Consider the following 19,183-nt stretch of genomic DNA (forward strand, 5'->3'; position numbering starts at 1 on the left):
CCGTTCACGAATTATTATTCTTTTACGCCTTTTTCCATTGCTTTCCAAGCCAATGTCGCACATTTAATTCGTGCAGGGAATTGAGAAACACCTTGCAGTGCCTCAACATCCTCAAGGTCGTATTTATCGCTATATTCTTCACCCATCATCATTTTTGAGAAAATTTCAGCAAGCTCTAATGCTTCTTCTACTTTTTTCCCTTTGACAATTTGTGTCATCATTGAAGCAGAAGACATCGAAATAGAACAGCCTTCACCATCAAATTTTGCATCTTCTACAACACCATCATTCACTTTAAGCGTTAAGTGAATGCGGTCGCCACAAGTCGGATTGTTCATATCAATTGTTACAGCATCTGTATCTAAAGATCCTTTATTTCGAGGATTTTTATAATGATCCATGATAACTGAACGGTATAGTTGATCTAAATTATTAAAAGACATCGCCAAAATACTCCTTCGCAGAACGCAACCCGGCAACTAAGCGGTCAATATCTTCCTCCGTGTTATACAGATAAAAGCTTGCACGCGCTGTCGCTACTTGTTGGAGACATTTCATTAGTGGCTGAGCGCAATGATGTCCTGCACGAACAGCGATACCGTTCATGTCTAGAACTGTTGCAACATCATGTGGATGCACATCATCTAAGTTAAACGTAACAAGACCACAACGTTTCATTGGATCGCGCGGACCAAAAATTTTAAGTCCCTCAATTGTTTCAAGTTGATCCATTGCATAGCCTACAAGCTTATGCTCATGCTGTGCAATATTCTCTAACCCTACTTCAGTTAAGAAATCGATAGCAGCACCTAAACCGATTGCACCTGCAATGATAGGCGTACCACCTTCAAATTTCCACGGTAATTCCTTCCACGTTGAATCATGTAGTCCAACAAAATCGATCATTTCGCCACCAAATTCAATTGGCTCCATCTTTTCAAGGTGCTCTTTTTTACCATATAGTACACCTATTCCAGTCGGACCGCACATTTTATGACCTGAAAAACCTAAGAAATCTACATCTAGATCTTGCACATCAATTTTCATATGCGGTGCAGCTTGCGCACCATCTGCTACCATTACAGCACCATTAGCATGTGCAATTTTTGCAATTTCTTTAATCGGATTAATTGTACCGAGAACATTTGATGCCATTGATACTGACACGATTTTCGTTTTCGGTGTTATCGTTGTTCGAACCTTTTCAAGATCAATTGTGCCATCTGCCTCAAGGTCAATGTACTTTAATATTGCGTTTTTTTCTTTTGCAAGCTGTTGCCAAGGAATGATGTTGGAGTGATGCTCCATATGCGTGATGACAATTTCATCACCTTGCTCAACATTTGCACGACCATAACTAGAAGCTACTGTATTTAACGCAGTCGTCGTACCACGAGTAAAAATAATTTCTTCTGTTGATTTCGCATTAATGAAATTGCGCACCTTTTCACGAGCACCCTCGTATTTGTCAGTCGCACGATTTCCCAATGTATGCACACCTCGGTGAACATTCGAGTTATCAAATTCATAATAATGCTTAATTGCTTCAATTACTTGAGTAGGCTTTTGAGATGTTGCCGCGCTATCAAGGTAAACAAGTGGATGACCATTTACTTGTTGATTTAATATTGGGAAATAGCTTTTAATGTCTTTATTGATCATTAGCGAACTTTCCTTTCGATAACCTCCGTCAGTTGCTTTTGAACGCCTTCTATAGGTAATTGCTTAACAACTGGCGCAAGGAATCCATGGATAACAAGGCGCTCTGCTTCTGCTTTCGAGATACCACGACTCATTAAGTAATAAAGTTGTAGTGGATCTACTCGTCCTACAGATGCTGCGTGTCCTGCTGTTACATCATCTTCGTCAATTAAAAGAATTGGGTTAGCATCGCCACGTGCTTTTTCAGAAAGCATTAACACACGTGATTCTTGTTGTGCATCTGCTTTTGTAGCACCGTGTTCAATATAGCCAATACCGTTGAAAATTGACTGTGCTGCATCTTTCATCACACCGTGTTTTAAGATGTGACCATTTGAGTTTTTACCCCAGTGACGAACTTCTGTTGTGAAGTTTAGTTTTTGCTCTCCGCGACCAACAACAACTGTTTTTGTATCAGCATGTGAACCGTCACCGACAAGGTGTGTAATGTTTTCAGAAATTGTATCTGAATCGTTCATTAAACCAAGAGCCCAGTCAACTTTTGCATCACGCGCTAAACGAGCACGACGATTTACATAAGTAGTATAACCTTTAGCAAGTACATCAACCGCACCGTAAATTACTTGTGCATTATCTTGTACAATTACTTCAGAAATAATGTTAGCTTGAGCTTTTGCTTCTTCAACTGTAGAAATATATGTTTCCACATATGTGACAGCTGCATTTGCTTCAGCTACTACTAATACGTGGTTATAAAGTGAAGCTTCTGCATTATCATTTAAGAAAACAACTTGTAACGGTTGCTCAATAACGACATTTTTCGGTACGTAAACAAATACGCCACCATTCACAAGTGCTGCGTGAAGTGCTGTTAATTTATGTTCATCAACTTTTACCGCTTCAGTCATGAAGTACTTTTGAACAAGCTCACCGTGATCACGTACAGCTGTTAACATATCTGTAAAAATAACACCTTTGTCAGCAAGCTCCTGTGATGTTTTAATAAACGCTGGTGTGTTGTTTCGTTGAATATATAAGTTTTCTTGTGACTCAAGATCAATTAAGCCTCGTGCCTCTTCTGGAAGTGCATCAAGTGAAGCAAATTCTTCACTGACAACTGTATGAGTTGGGAAGTTCATAAAGTCCCATTTTGAAATATTTGTTCTATCTGGTTTTGGCATATCTAAACCAGCTGCTTTGTCTAGTGCTGCCGTACGAAGCTCTGCAAACCAAGTTGGTTCACCATTAGCCTCTGAGAACGAGCGCACGTCCTGTAATGTTACAGGCAAGTTAAGTTCCACTGTCATGCTAGTTCGTCCTCCTTCTTATGCTTCTTGTTCTTCTGTTTCTTCTTCGATACCTAGTTCTTTTTTAATCCAGTCATAACCTTCTGCTTCTAATCGGTGTGCTAATTCTTCGCCACCTGATTTTACAACGCGACCTTGCATCATTACGTGAACATGGTCTGGTGTGATGTAGTTAAGTAGACGTTGGTAGTGAGTGATCATTAAGCATCCGAAACCTTCGCCACGCATTGCATTAATACCTTTAGAAACTACTTTAAGTGCATCGATATCAAGACCAGAGTCAATCTCATCTAAAATAGCGAAAGTTGGCTTAATCATCATTAATTGTAGAATTTCGTTACGTTTTTTCTCACCGCCAGAGAAACCTTCGTTTAAATAGCGTTGTGCCATGTCTTCGTTCATTTCAAGGAATTCCATATTTTTATCTAATTCACGAATGAATTTCATTAGTGAAATTTCGTCGCCCTCTTCACGGCGTGCATTAATAGCTGAACGTAAGAAATCAGCGTTTGTTACACCAGCGATTTCTGATGGGTATTGCATAGCTAGGAACAAGCCAGCTTGTGCACGCTCATCAACTTCCATTTCAAGTACGTTTTCACCATCAAGTTCAACTGTACCAGAAGTAACTTCGTATTTTGGGTGTCCCATAATTGCAGAAGCTAGTGTTGATTTACCGGTTCCGTTAGGTCCCATAATTGCATGGATTTCATTTGTATTAATTGTAAGGTTTACGCCTTTTAAAATCTCTTTCCCGTCGATTTCAACGTGAAGATCTTTAATTACTAAAGTTGACATGAAAATACCTCCATAGTGTGTTCTGTGAATGGGCAACCATTCCTTAATTATCATCATTCTAATCTTAACTGAAAATCGTTCTCTATGCAAACCATTTTGACCACTTTCATTTTTCAATGATAAGATCTTGAATTATAAAGACTTTTTAAGCATTTTCAGATTTTTTAGAATCGAAACTGCTAATGAGAATAGACAAAGTCTATTTTCAATGAAATATCCCTAAATGAGAATGGATTTCATCTAGCTACATAGTGGAAACCTCGCATAAAGCGTTAATTGTAGCGGTTTTGTGACAAAAATGCACAAACAACCATATCTATACTATATCCTATTTCATTAGAATGGAATCACTATAAGAAAATAAAATTATAGAGTACTAGTGCTATTAATTACTATTGTTTTAAAAAAACTATCTTATCATCCGTTCAAACATTCATAAACTTTTTTCTGTATGTTAAAAATTTACTTTGCTTTCAGAGAAGTCATCGCAAAATTTTACATGTACATATAAAAGAAGCTAGGACAAAAGTGAAAAAGCGTTAGATTGATTGCAGTCAACCTAACACTTTTTCATAAAAAATGTTTGAAGGCTAAATATTGTTATAGTGCCTGGCACTTTGCATAAAGATATACAGATATTGGTCATCTACATTAAATGGTTTAAAATGCATTTGAGTTGATTGTAATCTTTTATTCATTTTTTAGCACCATGATATTTTTTCAGTCTTTTTATATCTTAAATATTATATAATTAAAATATAATTAATCGGATTTTTCGATTAGATAGAGGTGAATATCCAGTGGAGTTACGTCAATTACGTTATTTTGTGGAGGTTGCAGAGCGTGAGCATATTTCTGAAGCTGCTGAACACCTTCATGTTGCCCAATCAGCAATAAGTCGTCAAATTGCTAATTTAGAAGACGAATTAGGTACACCACTTTTTGAACGTGTCGGCAGAAATGTAAAATTAACACCGATAGGAAAAACTTTTCTTGAACATACAATCACTGCTTTAAAAGCAATTGATTTTGCAGCCAAGCAGGTTGAGGAATATTTAGATCCCGCAAAAGGAACCATTAAAATCGGTTTTCCTACGAGCTTAGCAAGTTATGTACTGCCAACCGTTATTTCTGCTTTTAAGCGTGAATACCCAGATTTGCAATTCCAATTGCGCCAAGGCTCTTATCGCTTTTTAATTGATGCCGTTAAAAATCGTGAGCTTAACTTAGCATTTTTAGGACCGCTGCCACCAAAGGACGAAGCAATTCAATCTAACATCTTATTCACCGAAAATATTGCAGCCCTATTGCCAGCAAACCATCCTTTAGCGAAACGAGAAAGTATTCAGCTAGCAGATTTACGTAATGATCTTTTCGTTCTTTTTCCAGATGGCTATATATTACATAAAGTTGCGATGGATGCATGCCGTGCTGCCGGCTTCTTACCAAATGTAATATCTGAAGGTGAAGACTTAGATGCATTAAAAGGTTTAGTGGCCGCAGGAATTGGTGTCAGCCTACTACCTGAGAGCTCACTATACGATTCTGCAGCCCGATTCACTATCAAAGTGCCAATTGAATCGCCCACAATACCAAGAACAGTTGGTATTATTTCACCTGTAAATCGAGAAATCGCACCATCTGAAAAAATATTTTTAGACTTCGTAACGAATTTCTTTTCCCGTCTTTCGCAGTTTCAATAACACCTAAACTAACAGAAAAAGACTCAGTGAAATTCACTGAGTCTCAAATTGTCGACAACAGGCATCAAGAAATTCAACTTGATGCCTTTTATTCTATTGCTACTGATGCTGAAATTCTACTCTTCTTCTTCCTCAACCAGTAGATTTTTTCTTCTTCTACGTAAAATCAAATATAGTATAAGCCCAATCACTATTATCAATACGGCAAATTCTGCAATAAGCACAAATGAAATAGAATTGTTCTGCTCTGAGGTAGATTTTTCAATGTCTGCCGCACTACTAGCCGCAACTACAAATTTCCCCTCTTTTGTTTCAATAGCAGAGCTTACCTTTTCATTTGTCCCCTTCAATTGGGCTAAAAAGTCCTTTTGATTCGCTGCTTCATCCATCATTTGGATGATTAATAGCGGTTGCTTATCATCCCAAAAGCTTTTGGTAATAAATGTATATTGAGCAATTGTTTCTGGAAGAAATCCTTGCTTTAGTAAATCCTCTACAGATTGAGGGATATTGTTTTTGTTTCCTATGAGCGTTGTGAAATCGGAAGAAGCTCCAGCAAAAATAATCGCACTTCGTTTCAATTCCTCTTCCTTAACGTCTCGTTCTTTCCTCAATATTGTTTGAGCCATTTCACCATTCGTCATTAACGACTTATATAGCAAGAGCATTTGTGTATCGTTTATCACTGTATTATTCGGAACAATAATCAAAGATTGTTCTTGGAAAGCATTTGGAAAATCCCTTAATGTAAATGTTGGTGGTGTTGCTTCTTTTGTAATAGATAATGTACTACTACCATCAATATAAAGCCAATAACGTTCATTCGTCGTTTCACAAGGATCCTCTAATTGAAAACCAGTTACTTCAAATTGGATATCTGTCATCGATTGTTTATTTAACACATTTGTTTGAATGGGCACATTCACTTCATATAAATCAGAAGAAGTTGACTCTAGCTTCTGAAGGTCAACTGCATGCGGTACATCATTAACCCATACAATCAATTCTACTTCACGTTCATTACTTTTACCCTTTTCAGGTAATAGAGCTGATTTCTTTAAGACTAATCGCATGTTTGCTTCTTTATCAGCCTCAACCTGTGGTAAAGACACATAATAGTGTGGAGTCATCGTTTCTTGACTCGATAATATTTGATGGTCAAAACCTAGCTGTGAAAAGAGAAGTGTTGAATTAGAAGAATTGTTCACTGTTGGTAACTCATCCACTGTTAACTCACTTCCGGCAAATTGACTATACAATTTAGTATCCGTCAATAACGAAATTTGCTCTTGAAGTGCATTTGGAGAAGCGGCTGACACAAACAAAATAGGCACACTTTGATTGCTTTCCTCATTTTTTAGACTATGAACACTAAGTGAAAGACCATCTTCATATTGACTATTGGCAGTCCCGAGCATTTTAATCATATAATTTGTACTAAATTCCTCTTTTGCTCCTACCACAATAACCGGTCCAGCAACACGTGCAACAGCAGATTCTCTTTTAACATCAACGTCATTCTCACCTTGCTCTGACAAATAAGCAGCAAGTTGATAACTAGCATTCAATGTTTGTTCTGAAGCTTCATCAGGTACTATAAGTGTTGTTCTATAATCTTCATAGCCTACAAACCCTTCAGGATAGTTGCTCAATGTCCATTGTTGTGTACTTTCATTAAATGATGAAATAGACGATAAAATATCGATACGTAACCAATTTCCCTCATTACCTGGTGCCACACAGACACCTTCTTTCAAAATACCATAGAAACTTGCTGTTATTTTATGCGTTCCTTTCATTAAGGCACTTTCCGGTAAAGTAACAGTCACAGTTTGCTTCAATAAATCTGAAGTTAATGCAGTCGATTTTAATGCAATATCATCCACTTTTATCGTAAAAGAGGACGGAGCTATTAACAGTTCTGACTGCTGTATTTGAAATGAAACAGTTTGTCCCTTTGCCTCTACATCTTGACTGAGCGTGTAATAGAAATCTCTTGAAGAGGAAGGCCCTTGTAATTCAATTGCCTGAGACAACAATGGTTTTTTTGCTAAGCTGTTTGCCTCAATAGCTATTGTCTGTTTTTCTACTGTGATTGGCGCAGCTAGGGCATGCGCAGCTAAGAACGGCAAACTAATTAAGACTGTAAAAATATAAAGTAAGACTCTCATTATTGTTCTCCTTATTTTGTTTTCTTTGCAAAGCGCTCAGTTTTATACCACTGCACTTCTTGGCCAGTAAAAACTCTTTTTATCTCTAAAAATAGAGACCAAATAACTAATACAATCCACATTTGTGAATATGTAAAATACATTAAAATAACATAGAAAAAATTTTTACGATTCATTTCTGTTTTTTCAATGCTTAAGGTAATCATCACTTCACCTAAAAATAACAAGAAAGCCAATACCCATAAAACAATTGCGATATCTCCTACAGTTAGTCCAATATCGTAAAAAAGATTGGTGATAAATAAAATGTTGGACAAAATGACGCCGAAGAAAAATAAAAAGTAAGTAAAAAAGAAATAAAACAAATCAAAAATAATACTTTTTCTTTTCAATGTGAAAAATTGGCTTAAAAACTTTAGCACAACATACTGATTTCCCCTTGCCCAGCGTGTTCGTTGTTTCCACCATACTTTCAACGTCTCTGGTTCTTGTTCCCATGTAATAGCCTTAGGGAAAAAGCGGATATGATAGCCTAAATTATAGACACGAATTGTTAATTCAGTATCCTCCGCTAACGCCTTTACATCCCAACCACCTAATTGTTCTAAAATACTACGACGAATGGCGAAATTTGTACCTGGAATTGTTGCAATGTTAAACCACTTCCAACGACCACCTTGTGCCATCCACTGAAAACAAATTGTTTCAATATTAATAAATCGCGTTAACCATGTTTCAGTCGCATTTACCACTCGAAATTTCCCCACGGTAGCTGCCGCTTTAGGGTCATTTACAAGCCCCATAACTAAATACCAAATTGCCATACGCTCTGGTGTATTGTCTGCATCGTAAACAATAACAACTTCCCCAGTAGAATCGGCTAATGCAGCATTTAATGCAGAAGATTTGCCCTTACCTTTATAAGGCTCTACTGTTTCAATCACTCGTATAAATGGATATTTTTCTGTAAACTTTCTTGCAATCTCTCCTGTCCTATCCGATGAATTATCGTTAATAACGATTACTTCCAACTTATCTTTCGGATAAAACAATCGAGACATTGCCCGTAAAGTTTGTTCAATTACAACTTCTTCATTATGTGCAGGAATAAAGATACTCACTGTTGGAACATCTATCATTTTCTTTGACCATTCATCGATAACCTTTTCATAAGATCGAAAATGCAAATAGCCCCCTTGCATTAAAAACATATGGTATAACAGCATAATCCATATGAGGAACAATGAAATATAAAATAAAATATCAGCCATTACTTTTCCTCTCCTCAAATAGTCGCTTACGTAGCGTTATACGTAGTCGCAAAGTATTCATAAAAAATACAATAACAAATAACGATACTATGATTACTAACAGCCATAAAACTACTTCAAATGGCCGCTCATCAAACATTTTTTTTAAGCGATCCAGTTTGGTAAAAGAAAGCTGTATCTTTTGCTCTCCGTTTGCGGATTGCATTATTGAAACCTTAGAAGTCTGTACAAACTGTTCTGTTTTTCTAAAATCAAGCCATTCTAGCTGTACTTGTTTGTTTAAGAGTTCAACAAGCTCTTGTACATGATGAGCCCCTAAGTAACTAGGAAATTGAATTCCAATAGTTGAACCTGGCGCATTATTGACTTTACGAATCGACTGCTGTGCGGAATACAGCGGATATAAATTCACATCATTTATTGCTGCTATCGTATAGGGATAAATTTTTTGTGAATCTCTTTCGGTTATATAAAAATGATTTTCTTGTTGTCGCAATACTCCACTGAAAAATGCGCTATCATCTAGAATTAACGTAGGATAAATTTTTCGCAATACTAAATAATCTAGACTTTTTTCAATGTTAGCTTGTGAAGAAGATAAAATAAAAGCTACCCCCTCCTGCTGTAATTGTTGTAAATATTTCAGCAATGCCTTATTGTCCTGTAAATAATAAATTGCACCATCTTCCTCATATAGCGGGCTAATCTGTAAGTTTATAGGAACATTAACTTGCTTTAACTGTTCAACTACTTTCTTTAACTTCAAAACATCCGTTTCCACATTAATGTCTGTTAACACAATAAATGCAGGATGTATGGTTGGAATTGATAGTTTCAATAAATCACCAAATATTGAAGGCCAGTCATATACTAAAGGGGGTGATTGAATCACTTTACCTATATATGACCAATTGCTGTTTTTTTCTTTCATAATAAAAGGGAAGTCTTCATTAAATGAAGATGCCATTTGTATAACTTCAGCATCGTTAGGTGGGGTCATGACCGTCCAGGCAATCGAACTCTGCAATTCATGTTCCTCAATTTTTCGAAGCTCCACTTTTTTTCCCTTTTGCCAATGTGCGAATGAGGAAATCTGCTCAATATTCTCCCCTATAGCAACAGCGGGACCTTGGAAATTGTTCATAGCTTGTAATGCTTGGAAAGGTATATGCATCTTATAGGAATTTAAAATGACAATACGTTTATAACCATCCAATGTATCTTCTTTAATATTTTCCACCGGTATGACATCAACATCTGTATAAGCATTTAGCATTTCACGTAGAATTTGCACATCTTCATCTACTTGTTGATTGCTAGTAACATAAATAAGTGCAATGTCTTTATCATCGGCACCTGCTTGATAATGCTGAGGCATACTAACTAAATAAAAAAGAACAATGAAGACGAGCAAGCCAAATCTAAAGCGCACTTGTTTTCATCTCTCTTTCCATTTCTGCTAATAAATCATCAAAACTTTGATCCATCTGTGGCGTGTAAGTAAAATAACTTGTTTTGTAGCTTAATGTCACCCATCGCTTATTTAATAATTGATGGTTTTTTAATGCTTGATCCAACTTTTCGTAAATAATATCAATGTATTGATCGGATGTATCGATTAATAAAATGGCAAGATAATTTTCACGATACCGGAATTTTTTATCTGTTTGTCTAACGGATTGTTGTATTTTTTCCGCAAGTTTCTTCCATAAATATTGTGCTTCTTTGAAACCATATAGCTTTTTAAATTTTTCATAGTTTTCAAGCTTTAGCATAATAAAAACAAAAGAATGTTGATGACGATCCGCTCTTCGCATTTCTTCATTAACAATTACACGCATACGGGATTCATTATCAAAACCTGTTTCTACATCAATTGCTACAAAGTTTTTGACATCCTGCTGTAAGTTTTTCATATATTTTTCTTGTGCTAACAGTAATTCATGAATCTTTCCTGCGCATAATACTAGGAGTAGTAGTACAACACCATATGCCAAAAACTGTTGCATTGAAAATGCATTACTTAACAATGCTACAGAACCAGTCATACCGATATAAAGTAATGTTGAACCACTGATAAAAATAAATAACAGACTACTTATTAACCCAGTAACCGTACCTCTCCAAAGTGTGAAGATTACTATAAGTACTAAAAAGATATATAATAATAAGCTTTCAATATCTTGATGTAGTAAAAAATAAGCAGGTAATTGTAGAAGCAAAATAAGTAAAATTCCATAAAGAAATATAGCTTTATTCCATTTTATTGCTGTTCGCATCGTCGACCTCTCTTTCCGCTAGAAGTGGTAATAAATTATCAAATATATGTGTCGCATTTGTTTGCACGTCTACATACCCCGTATTTGCATTCGCTTTGAGCGACTCCATTTTACGGAAAAATTCTTCAGCCATCCTATCATTATGGATTTCCAACATATAACGAGTAGCCATCGCGTAAACAGCAGGGGATTCAAATGTGACAGCTGGTTCACCTGTACTAGCATCATAGCGACCGTACAATTTATGATCTCTACTATATAAAGACAGCAACCAATTGGTAAATTGCTTCGTTTCCAAACCTAAAGTTGCACTATGGTAAGCAGTATACAATTGATCTATCATATGTAACTCTGTATCATACTCATAGTTTTTTGATACGACATCATAATATTTTGGAAAAAAACCTGCTTGAGCTTTTGGAGCTTTTGATAAAATAGATAATTGATGCTCTAGTTGCGCTTTAGATAAAACATGATATTGTCGCATCTTTAAAAGTGCAGAAGGCATAATGTAACTTAATGTAATAGTGTTAGCCTTTTTATGTGTATGAACATCAACAAAATCTACAAACGTATCTTCTTGCATTCCATACTTTACAATGTTTTTGCCAATAGACTTCCCTAACGTAATATAACGTTCATCATGCCATTTCTCCCCAGCGTCAAATAGTGCTCGCATAATTCTAAAATCATCAATCAGTGCGTTGACAGTAGCTTGTTTTTTACCGTCAATTCGCCAGACAATAAATTTCTTCTCTAAAAAATAATTATTAATCACTTCAAGCTGCTCATCAAAACGAGCTTGATCATCTTTTTCTAGTAAATAGGTCAACCATAAACCGACAGATTCAGATAAAAACACATCTTTTTGTTGCGTTAAATCAGTACGTAATAAGTTATCTTCTGTCATTAGTTCCTCAATAACAAACTTCTCTGTTGATGAAATGGGTTTTTTGGTTATTTTCTCTTTCCCTTGTGAGCAGCTCATTAAAACAAACAACAGGCAAAATATAACTAAAATACCACCCTTAAAAAATTTCGTTATAGGATTTCACCTCCATCAGGACTAAATACCAAATTTTCTCAGTATTATTGGCGAATAATATTATATCAGTAATCATATTAAATGAATCTAAACAAATTCTAAACAATTTAAAAAAAATAAAATAATTTAATTATTGGATTTCAAACCATTATTTATCTTTTCCCATAAAAAAAATAGTACAAACCATTTTCATGGCTTGTACTATAGTGTTAGAAAAATCTATTTTACTGGTACTACTGCGCCTTTCCATTCCTTCAGGATGAAGTCTTGGATTTCTTTAGATTTTAATACTTCTAATAATTTTTTAATTTCCGGCTTATTTTCATCTCCAGCACGTACCGCAATAATATTAACATATGGAGATTCTTTATCTTCTAATGCAATTGCATCTTCAATTGGGTTTAGGCCGTTATCAATTGCATAGTTAGAGTTGATAAGAACCGCATCGCCTTCTTCATTTTCAAACATTTGAACAAGTAATTCTGGTGCAGTATTTGCATCGAATTTAAAGTCTTTCGGATTATCGACGATATCTTTAATTTCTGCTGCTGTTTTGTCGATACCATCTTTTAATTTAATTAAGCCTTTTGCTTCTAACAATGACAACATACGGCCATGGTCTGAAACTGAGTTCGATAATAAGATTGTTGCACCTTTAGGAAGGTCTTCTAGAGTTTTATATTTTTTAGAGTAAATACCGATTGGCTCGATGTGTACGCCTCCAGCATTTACGAAATCATAGCCATTATCTTTAATTTGCAATTCTAAATAAGGGATATGTTGGAAATAATTCGCGTCAATAGTTTTTGAATCTAAATCTTGGTTAGGTAGTACGTAATCTTGGTACGTTTCAATTTCTAAATCAATACCTTCTTTAGCTAAAATCGGTTTTGCTTGTTCCAAAATAACTGCGTGAGGTGTGTTAGAAGCACCTATTTTTAATGTTACTTTTTCTTCAGTTTTTGCACTGTCGTCTGTCTTGTCTCCAGATGTTGAACCTGCTTCGTCTTTGTTACCAGCACCACAAGCTGCTAAAGCTAGTACAAGTACTGATAAAAATAATCCTGCTAATAACTTCTTCATTTGTATACACTCCCTTTATTTGTTCAAACAATATGTTAGCGGTAAAAACCGGGTTAACCTTTTTAACGTTTGTCAGTTTTCGTTGTAATCATATCGCCAATCCATTGAATGATAAATACGACTACTAAGATCAAAATAGTTGCCATTAATGTCACATCTTGGCGATTACGTTGGAAGCCATCTAAAAAGGCTAAGTTTCCTAGGCCGCCAGCACCAATAATTCCAGCCATTGCCGTATACCCAACGAGTGCTACAGCCGTTACGGTAACTCCAGAAATAAGTGCTGGTAATGATTCTGGAATTAGTACTTTCCAAATAATTGTGGACGTTTTAGCACCCATCGAGCGTGCTGCTTCAATAACGCCTTTATCAATTTCTCGTAATGCAATTAATACCATTCGTGCATAGAATGGTGCAGCACCGATAATAAGTGCTGGTAGGGCTGCATTTGCTCCTCGAATTGTCCCAAGTAAAAACTTCGTAAATGGTATTAGTAAAATAATTAACACGATAAATGGAATCGAACGGAATATATTAACGACCGATCCTGTTAAAAAGTTAACGATTTTATTAGCCCATAATTGGTTTGGACTCGTTAAAAAGAGGATTATGCCAATGGCTAAACCAAGTATAAATGTTACGACTGTTGAAAGTGTGGTCATATAAAGTGTTTCATATGTGGCTGTCCACATTTTTTCCCAGTCGACATTCGGAAAGAGACTAGTTAGCATTTGCAATCACCTCCGTTTGTACTTCAACTGTATTTAAATAATTTAGTGCAGCTGCTACATTTGTATCCGTGCCGTCAATTTGCACAATAAGAGTACCGTATGCGCCATTTTTAGTTTGCGAGATATTGCCATGGACAATACTAATTTCCACATCAAACTGTTTTACTAAATGCGATATAACAGGCTGCTCTGTTTTTTCACCAACAAAGACAAGCTTAACAAGGTGGCCCGTTGGATAATTTACTCTAAGCTGTGCAACTGTCTCCTGGGTTTCCTTCGTATCGGTAATTTGAGAAACGAATTTTTTAGTAATCGCCGCTTGTGGTGCTTGGAACACTTGTAATACTTCCCCACGCTCTACAATTTCTCCAGCTTCCATTACCGCTACACGATGACAGATTTTGCGGATTACATGCATTTCATGGGTAATTAATACAATTGTTAAGCCTAATCGTTCGTTAATGTCGACAAGCAAATCAAGAATTGCATCTGTTGTTTCTGGATCGAGTGCCGATGTAGCCTCATCACATAACAACACTTCAGGATTATTGGCAAGCGCTCGTGCTATACCAACACGTTGCTTTTGACCGCCTGATAGCTGTGATGGATACGCCTTGTCACGTCCTTCTAATCCAACAAGCGCAATAAGTTCTTTCACACGTGCGTCTCGCTCACTCTTAGCTATACCTGCAATTTCAAGTGGAAAAGCGATATTTTCAGCAACTGTTCTTGACCAAAGTAAGTTAAAATGTTGGAAAATCATACTTACCTTTTGTCTAGCATCACGCAACTTTTGACCCTTAATAGATGAAAATTCTTGATTGTTCACCTTCACCGTACCTGTTGTCGGCTTTTCTAAACCGTTTAATAAACGAATCATCGTACTTTTACCAGCGCCACTATAGCCGATAATGCCAAAAATCTCACCTTTGTTAATCGTAAGATTGACATCTTTAACAGCAGTTAATTCGCCATTTGCGGTTTTGTATTTCTTCGTAATATTTTGAAGCTGTATCATAGCGAATACTCCTTTTCTCATATAGAAAACCCCTTCACTCATAGACAAGTAGAAGGGGTCACGTACTTTATACGCTAAACCGTTCTCTCATCTTTCAAAGAAAAATCTTTGAGTGATTTGGCACCTTTTCACATATGTGATGGTTGCCGGGCTTCATAGGGCACTTCCCTCCGCCGCTCTTTATAAGAGTTCGATATATTTAATAGTTTTTAATATAGTTGTTACTTTACCATGCTAGCAAAGTTCAGTCAATTGGTTTTTTTAACAATTCGTATAAAAACGGTACGGATTGAAATGCATAAACCTTCTCTATAACTTTTCCACCATCGCTAACGAGTAAACAAGGTACACTTTCGATTTGAAAATCATAAGCTATTTGCTCTAAAAAATTTATATTTGCCTTACCTAATTTTAACTGCGGCAGTAACTGTTCTATGATATCCATCATTTTAGATGCAACTGCACATGTTCCACACATCGGTGTATATAAATAAAAGGCAGTTTTTTCACCTGATTTTACAGCCATTTCCCACTGCTCTTTTGACCATTCTTCCATTTTTCACGCAACCTTACAAAATATATTCATTATGAATGGAAAAATGCGCGCGTAATAAAATCATCGCAAGCACTTTCCTCGGTGTAGTTTCTACTTCTTTATAAGTAGGCATTGTCCGCAAATGCTCCGCCTCAGGATAATGTCTGTCCATTAATGCTCGTAGTTTATCTCCTGATGCATCTGCATCAAAAAATGTATATAGCTCACAGCCCTCATATGGGTCGAGTAATTCTTCTAATTGATGCACACCAATTGTACCATTTGTACAAAGTATTGTAACATCTTCACTCAAAATAGGTTCTATTTGAAGCTTATCCGAACGGCCTTCCACGATTAAACATTTCCCTTCGAACATCACGCCACCCCCATTTAGACAGTTATCTACTACAACAATTCATTGCAATTACCGGATTCAAAACGATGCATAGATCTGCATGTTAACAATCATTTCCACATGTCTCTTCGCAATTTGGACAACATTTTGGTGAGTCACTGTACTATCGTTTACTCTTGCAGAGTTAAGCTTTGTACACATCAAATTAACAACTAATAACTGGTGTTATATAATAAAAAACGCCGGTATGTATGCCGACGTTTTTCTATTATAGGCTTGTTTATTCTGCAATCATTTCTTCGTATTGTTCTGCAGTCATAAGGCTTTCAATCTCTGAAGCATCAGCAGGCTCTACAACGATCATCCATGCTTTTTCATATGGTGATACGTTTACGAATTCAGGGCTATCTTCTAAATCTGCATTTACTTCAACTACAGTACCTGAAATTGGTGCGTATAATTCAGAAACAGTTTTTACTGATTCTACGCTTCCAAATGGATCATCTGTTTTAATTTCGTCGCCAACTTGTGGAAGCTCAACGAAAACGATATCTCCTAATTCAGATTGTGCGAAATGTGAAATACCGATACGTACTTTACCATCTTCTAATTTTACCCATTCGTGTTCTTCAGAGTAACGTAAGTCTTTAGGTGTGCTCATGCCAAAAACCCCTCCATAAATATGTAATATATTCACTTTCAGTGTGCCATACTTCTTTCATAAAAACAAGGATTAAAGCTGTTATTTCCACGTTTGTTCAAAATCTGATTCCTTAAAACCTAACGTTACTTTTTTTCCATCAGTAACAATCGGTCGCTTAATTAGCATACCGTCAGAAGCAAGTAGTGTGAGCTGTTCATCTTCCGGCATTTCCGCCAGTTTATCCTTCAACCCAAGTTCACGATATTTCATGCCAGATGTATTGAAAAACTTCTTCAGTGGCTGCCCGCTAGCTTGCCAATAACTCTTTATTTGCTCTTTCGTAGGTGGTTGTTCAACAATGTGTACCTCTTCGTATGAAACGCCATTGTCGTTTAACCACTTCTGTGCTTTTTTACAAGTTGTACATTTAGGGTAATGGATAAATTGAATCATATTTATAGGCTCCTCTGCTATCATTTCCTGTAGTATACCATCATAACTAGTATGAGCCAAAATGAAACATTTATTGGCTAGTTACGCAAGATAAATTAGTAATGTCGAATGCGCCTATTGCCATAGATTTTCACTATGGACGGACGGTCTGACCAGCATAGAAATTGTTTGTGTGCCTGGCACCTCGTATATGACACTTAGCAAAGATTCCATACAAAGGCACCGACATGATAAAAGACAACAAGAATGATCTTCTCGTTGCCTTTTGTCGATATTCTGATCCTAGCTACCCTATAGCAAGTAGCTAGGTCAAAGATTATATTATACGATGAATTTTTCTGCTTCGATTAGTTTAACTGAAGCTTCACGCTTTTTAGCAATAAGGTTATAGGGATTGTTACGAGTCAGTTTACGTAATGCTGACAATGTCATACGTGCAGCATCTCCATCTGCTGAAGCAAGAATTGTATCCTTTGCCTCTTTCTCAATTTCTGCAAATGCTTCTTGGCAGAAGATTTGTGTGTAAAGTAGTTTTTGATTTGATTTTTCTGCACCTTCACGCGCTATTGCCTTTTCTGTACGTAAAACAGCAGACTCCATAGCGAATAATTGGTTGGCGATATTGGCAATGTTCACTAATACCTCTTGTTCTTGGTCAAGCTTCGCTCCATAACGTTGTGCTGCCATACCAGCTGCTAACACAGCAATTTTCTTCGCATTTTTCACAAGGTATTTTTCTTGTGCTAGTGGCTCTGTGCCTACATCTTCAGGCATTAGCATAAGAAGTTCTTGTTGTAAGTTTTGTGCGACCTGTAATAATGGCAATTCACCTTTTAATGCTTTTTTCATAAAGGTACCTGGTACAATCATGCGGTTAATTTCATTTGTACCTTCGAAAATACGGTTAATTCGGGAATCGCGATAAATACGCTCCACTTCATACTCTGCCATAAAGCCATAGCCACCATGTAATTGTACCGCTTCATCTGCAATATAATTCAATGTTTCCGAACCAAAAACTTTTGCAATCGAACACTCAATCGCATATTCAGCAATTGCATTTGCAATAACTTTACCTTGTTTTTGTTCTTCAGGGCTTAACTGGCTTAAACGATCTTCAAATAAACCGACCGTACGATAATTTAATGACTCAGAAGCATATAATTGAGACGCCATTGTCGATAGTTTTTCTTTCGTTAAGTTGAAATCCGAAAGCTTCGTTTTAAATTGTTGACGTTGGTTTGTATATTGAATAGCTAGCTCTAAAGCACGTTTTGAGCCACCGATTGTTCCTACACCTAATTTATAACGACCGATATTTAAAATGTTAAACGCAATTACGTGTCCACGCCCTACTTCACCTAGTAGATTTTCTACAGGGACTTCTGCATCTTCAAGCACTAATGTACGAGTTGAAGAAGATTTAATACCCATTTTCTTTTCTTCTGGACCTACAGAAACACCATTATAGGCACGTTCCACGATGAATGCTGAGAATTTATCGCCATCGATTTTTGCGTACACAACAAAGACATCAGCAAATCCAGCGTTAGTAATCCATTGTTTTTCACCGTTTAATACATAATGAGTACCAGCAGCATTTAGCTTTGCAGTCGTTTTGGCACCTAAAGCATCCGAACCTGAACCTGGCTCTGTTAATGCGTAAGCTGCAATTAATTCACCAGAAGCAAGCTTCGGTAAATACTTTTGCTTTTGATCTTCGTTCCCGAATAACACGATAGGCAATGAACCAATTCCTACATGTGCACCATGTGTAATCGAGAAGCCTCCAGCTACTGACATTTTTTCAGCGATTAATGCCGAAGATACTTTATCTAAGCCAAGACCTTCGTATTCTTCTGGTACATCTGCAGCTAATAAACCAAGTTCACCAGCACTTTTCAGTAGACGTACTGAATGCTCGAACTCATGATGCTCTAAGTTTTCAACTACAGGTAATACCTCATTAGCAACATACTCTTCAGTTGTTTTAGCAATCATTTTATGCTCATCTGAAAAATCTTCTGGTGTAAATACGCGGTCTAATGCCACGTCCTCAATGATAAATCCGCCGCCTTTAATGATATCTGTTGTTTTTTCTGTCATGTTAAATTCCTCCTTATTTTTAG

18 protein-coding genes and 1 riboswitch are annotated in these 19,183 nt (G+C 36.5%); of the genes, 1 reads left to right on the top strand and 17 read right to left on the bottom strand.

What is annotated here, in order from left to right; translation table 11 throughout:
* Positions 1-14 precede the first annotated feature (14 nt).
* Genes sufU through sufC form a run of 4 tightly spaced genes read right to left on the bottom strand, consistent with a single transcriptional unit; the run spans position 15 to position 3,767 of the window.
* On the bottom strand, positions 15-443 hold the full coding sequence (gene sufU / locus ACIP9C_RS17715) for a Fe-S cluster assembly sulfur transfer protein SufU (protein ID WP_340822698.1): 429 nt from the start codon (positions 441-443) through the stop codon (positions 15-17).
* Complete coding sequence (locus ACIP9C_RS17720) at positions 433-1,662, bottom strand: cysteine desulfurase (RefSeq protein ID WP_401012694.1); 1,230 nt, start codon at positions 1,660-1,662, stop codon at positions 433-435. The genes sufU and ACIP9C_RS17720 overlap by 11 nt, the downstream gene beginning before the upstream one ends.
* Entirely contained in the window at positions 1,662-2,969 is a 1,308-nt protein-coding gene (gene sufD, locus ACIP9C_RS17725) for a Fe-S cluster assembly protein SufD (RefSeq protein ID WP_401012696.1), read from the bottom strand. The genes ACIP9C_RS17720 and sufD overlap by 1 nt, the downstream gene beginning before the upstream one ends.
* A gap of 18 nt (positions 2,970-2,987) precedes the next feature.
* Positions 2,988-3,767 carry a Fe-S cluster assembly ATPase SufC gene (gene sufC, locus ACIP9C_RS17730; RefSeq protein ID WP_401012697.1) on the bottom strand — a complete coding sequence of 260 codons (780 nt, stop codon included), beginning with the start codon at positions 3,765-3,767 and terminating at the stop codon, positions 2,988-2,990.
* Between the two features lie 800 nt (positions 3,768-4,567).
* Here sufC and gltC point away from each other — a divergent pair.
* On the top strand, positions 4,568-5,470 hold the full coding sequence (gene gltC, locus ACIP9C_RS17735) for a glutamate biosynthesis transcriptional regulator GltC (RefSeq protein WP_401012699.1): 903 nt from the start codon (positions 4,568-4,570) through the stop codon (positions 5,468-5,470).
* A gap of 116 nt (positions 5,471-5,586) precedes the next feature.
* On the opposite strand, the gene ACIP9C_RS17740 is transcribed toward gltC, so the two are convergent.
* The 13 genes from ACIP9C_RS17740 to ACIP9C_RS17800 all read right to left on the bottom strand — a co-directional run bounded on the left by ACIP9C_RS17740 (position 5,587) and on the right by ACIP9C_RS17800 (position 19,160).
* Positions 5,587-7,641: a cellulose biosynthesis cyclic di-GMP-binding regulatory protein BcsB gene (locus ACIP9C_RS17740; RefSeq protein ID WP_401012701.1), complete on the bottom strand. Its 2,055-nt coding sequence runs from the start codon at positions 7,639-7,641 to the stop codon at positions 5,587-5,589.
* Positions 7,642-7,652: 11 nt separating this feature from the next.
* Positions 7,653-8,912 (bottom strand): glycosyltransferase family 2 protein, encoded by a 1,260-nt coding sequence (locus ACIP9C_RS17745; RefSeq protein WP_401012703.1) that lies wholly within the window; start codon positions 8,910-8,912, stop codon positions 7,653-7,655.
* Positions 8,905-10,344 (bottom strand): hypothetical protein, encoded by a 1,440-nt coding sequence (locus ACIP9C_RS17750; RefSeq protein ID WP_401012705.1) that lies wholly within the window; start codon positions 10,342-10,344, stop codon positions 8,905-8,907. Before ACIP9C_RS17750 ends, ACIP9C_RS17745 begins: the two co-directional genes overlap by 8 nt.
* The gene (locus tag ACIP9C_RS17755; RefSeq protein WP_401012707.1) at positions 10,334-11,191 is read right to left on the bottom strand and encodes a diguanylate cyclase domain-containing protein; all 858 of its coding nucleotides are present in this window, start codon (positions 11,189-11,191) and stop codon (positions 10,334-10,336) included. Before ACIP9C_RS17755 ends, ACIP9C_RS17750 begins: the two co-directional genes overlap by 11 nt.
* Positions 11,166-12,101: a glycosyl hydrolase family 8 gene (locus tag ACIP9C_RS17760; protein WP_401012709.1), complete on the bottom strand. Its 936-nt coding sequence runs from the start codon at positions 12,099-12,101 to the stop codon at positions 11,166-11,168. Before ACIP9C_RS17760 ends, ACIP9C_RS17755 begins: the two co-directional genes overlap by 26 nt.
* Before the next feature lie 354 nt (positions 12,102-12,455).
* Positions 12,456-13,319, bottom strand: coding sequence for a MetQ/NlpA family ABC transporter substrate-binding protein (locus ACIP9C_RS17765; protein ID WP_401012711.1), 864 nt, complete (start codon positions 13,317-13,319; stop codon positions 12,456-12,458).
* Positions 13,320-13,381: 62 nt separating this feature from the next.
* Positions 13,382-14,050 (bottom strand): methionine ABC transporter permease, encoded by a 669-nt coding sequence (locus ACIP9C_RS17770; RefSeq protein WP_401012713.1) that lies wholly within the window; start codon positions 14,048-14,050, stop codon positions 13,382-13,384.
* Positions 14,040-15,068 (bottom strand): methionine ABC transporter ATP-binding protein, encoded by a 1,029-nt coding sequence (locus ACIP9C_RS17775; RefSeq protein WP_340826432.1) that lies wholly within the window; start codon positions 15,066-15,068, stop codon positions 14,040-14,042. The genes ACIP9C_RS17770 and ACIP9C_RS17775 overlap by 11 nt, the downstream gene beginning before the upstream one ends.
* Before the next feature lie 84 nt (positions 15,069-15,152).
* Positions 15,153-15,257: riboswitch (SAM riboswitch) on the bottom strand.
* Positions 15,258-15,312: 55 nt separating this feature from the next.
* Positions 15,313-15,624, bottom strand: coding sequence for a thioredoxin family protein (locus ACIP9C_RS17780; RefSeq protein WP_401012715.1), 312 nt, complete (start codon positions 15,622-15,624; stop codon positions 15,313-15,315).
* A 13-nt stretch (positions 15,625-15,637) separates the two neighbouring features.
* Complete coding sequence (locus ACIP9C_RS17785; RefSeq protein ID WP_401012717.1) at positions 15,638-15,979, bottom strand: toprim domain-containing protein; 342 nt, start codon at positions 15,977-15,979, stop codon at positions 15,638-15,640.
* Positions 15,980-16,238: 259 nt separating this feature from the next.
* Entirely contained in the window at positions 16,239-16,619 is a 381-nt protein-coding gene (gene gcvH / locus ACIP9C_RS17790; RefSeq protein ID WP_401012719.1) for a glycine cleavage system protein GcvH, read from the bottom strand.
* 81 nt (positions 16,620-16,700) lie between these two features.
* A complete protein-coding gene (locus ACIP9C_RS17795; RefSeq protein WP_401012721.1) occupies positions 16,701-17,054 on the bottom strand; it encodes an arsenate reductase family protein in 354 nt (117 codons plus the stop codon).
* 321 nt (positions 17,055-17,375) lie between these two features.
* Positions 17,376-19,160 carry an acyl-CoA dehydrogenase family protein gene (locus ACIP9C_RS17800; RefSeq protein ID WP_401012722.1) on the bottom strand — a complete coding sequence of 595 codons (1,785 nt, stop codon included), beginning with the start codon at positions 19,158-19,160 and terminating at the stop codon, positions 17,376-17,378.
* Between the last annotated feature and the right edge of the window lie 23 nt (positions 19,161-19,183).

The organism is Lysinibacillus sp. NPDC093210, assembly GCF_044753985.1.
GTDB lineage: Bacteria > Bacillota > Bacilli > Bacillales_A > Planococcaceae > Lysinibacillus.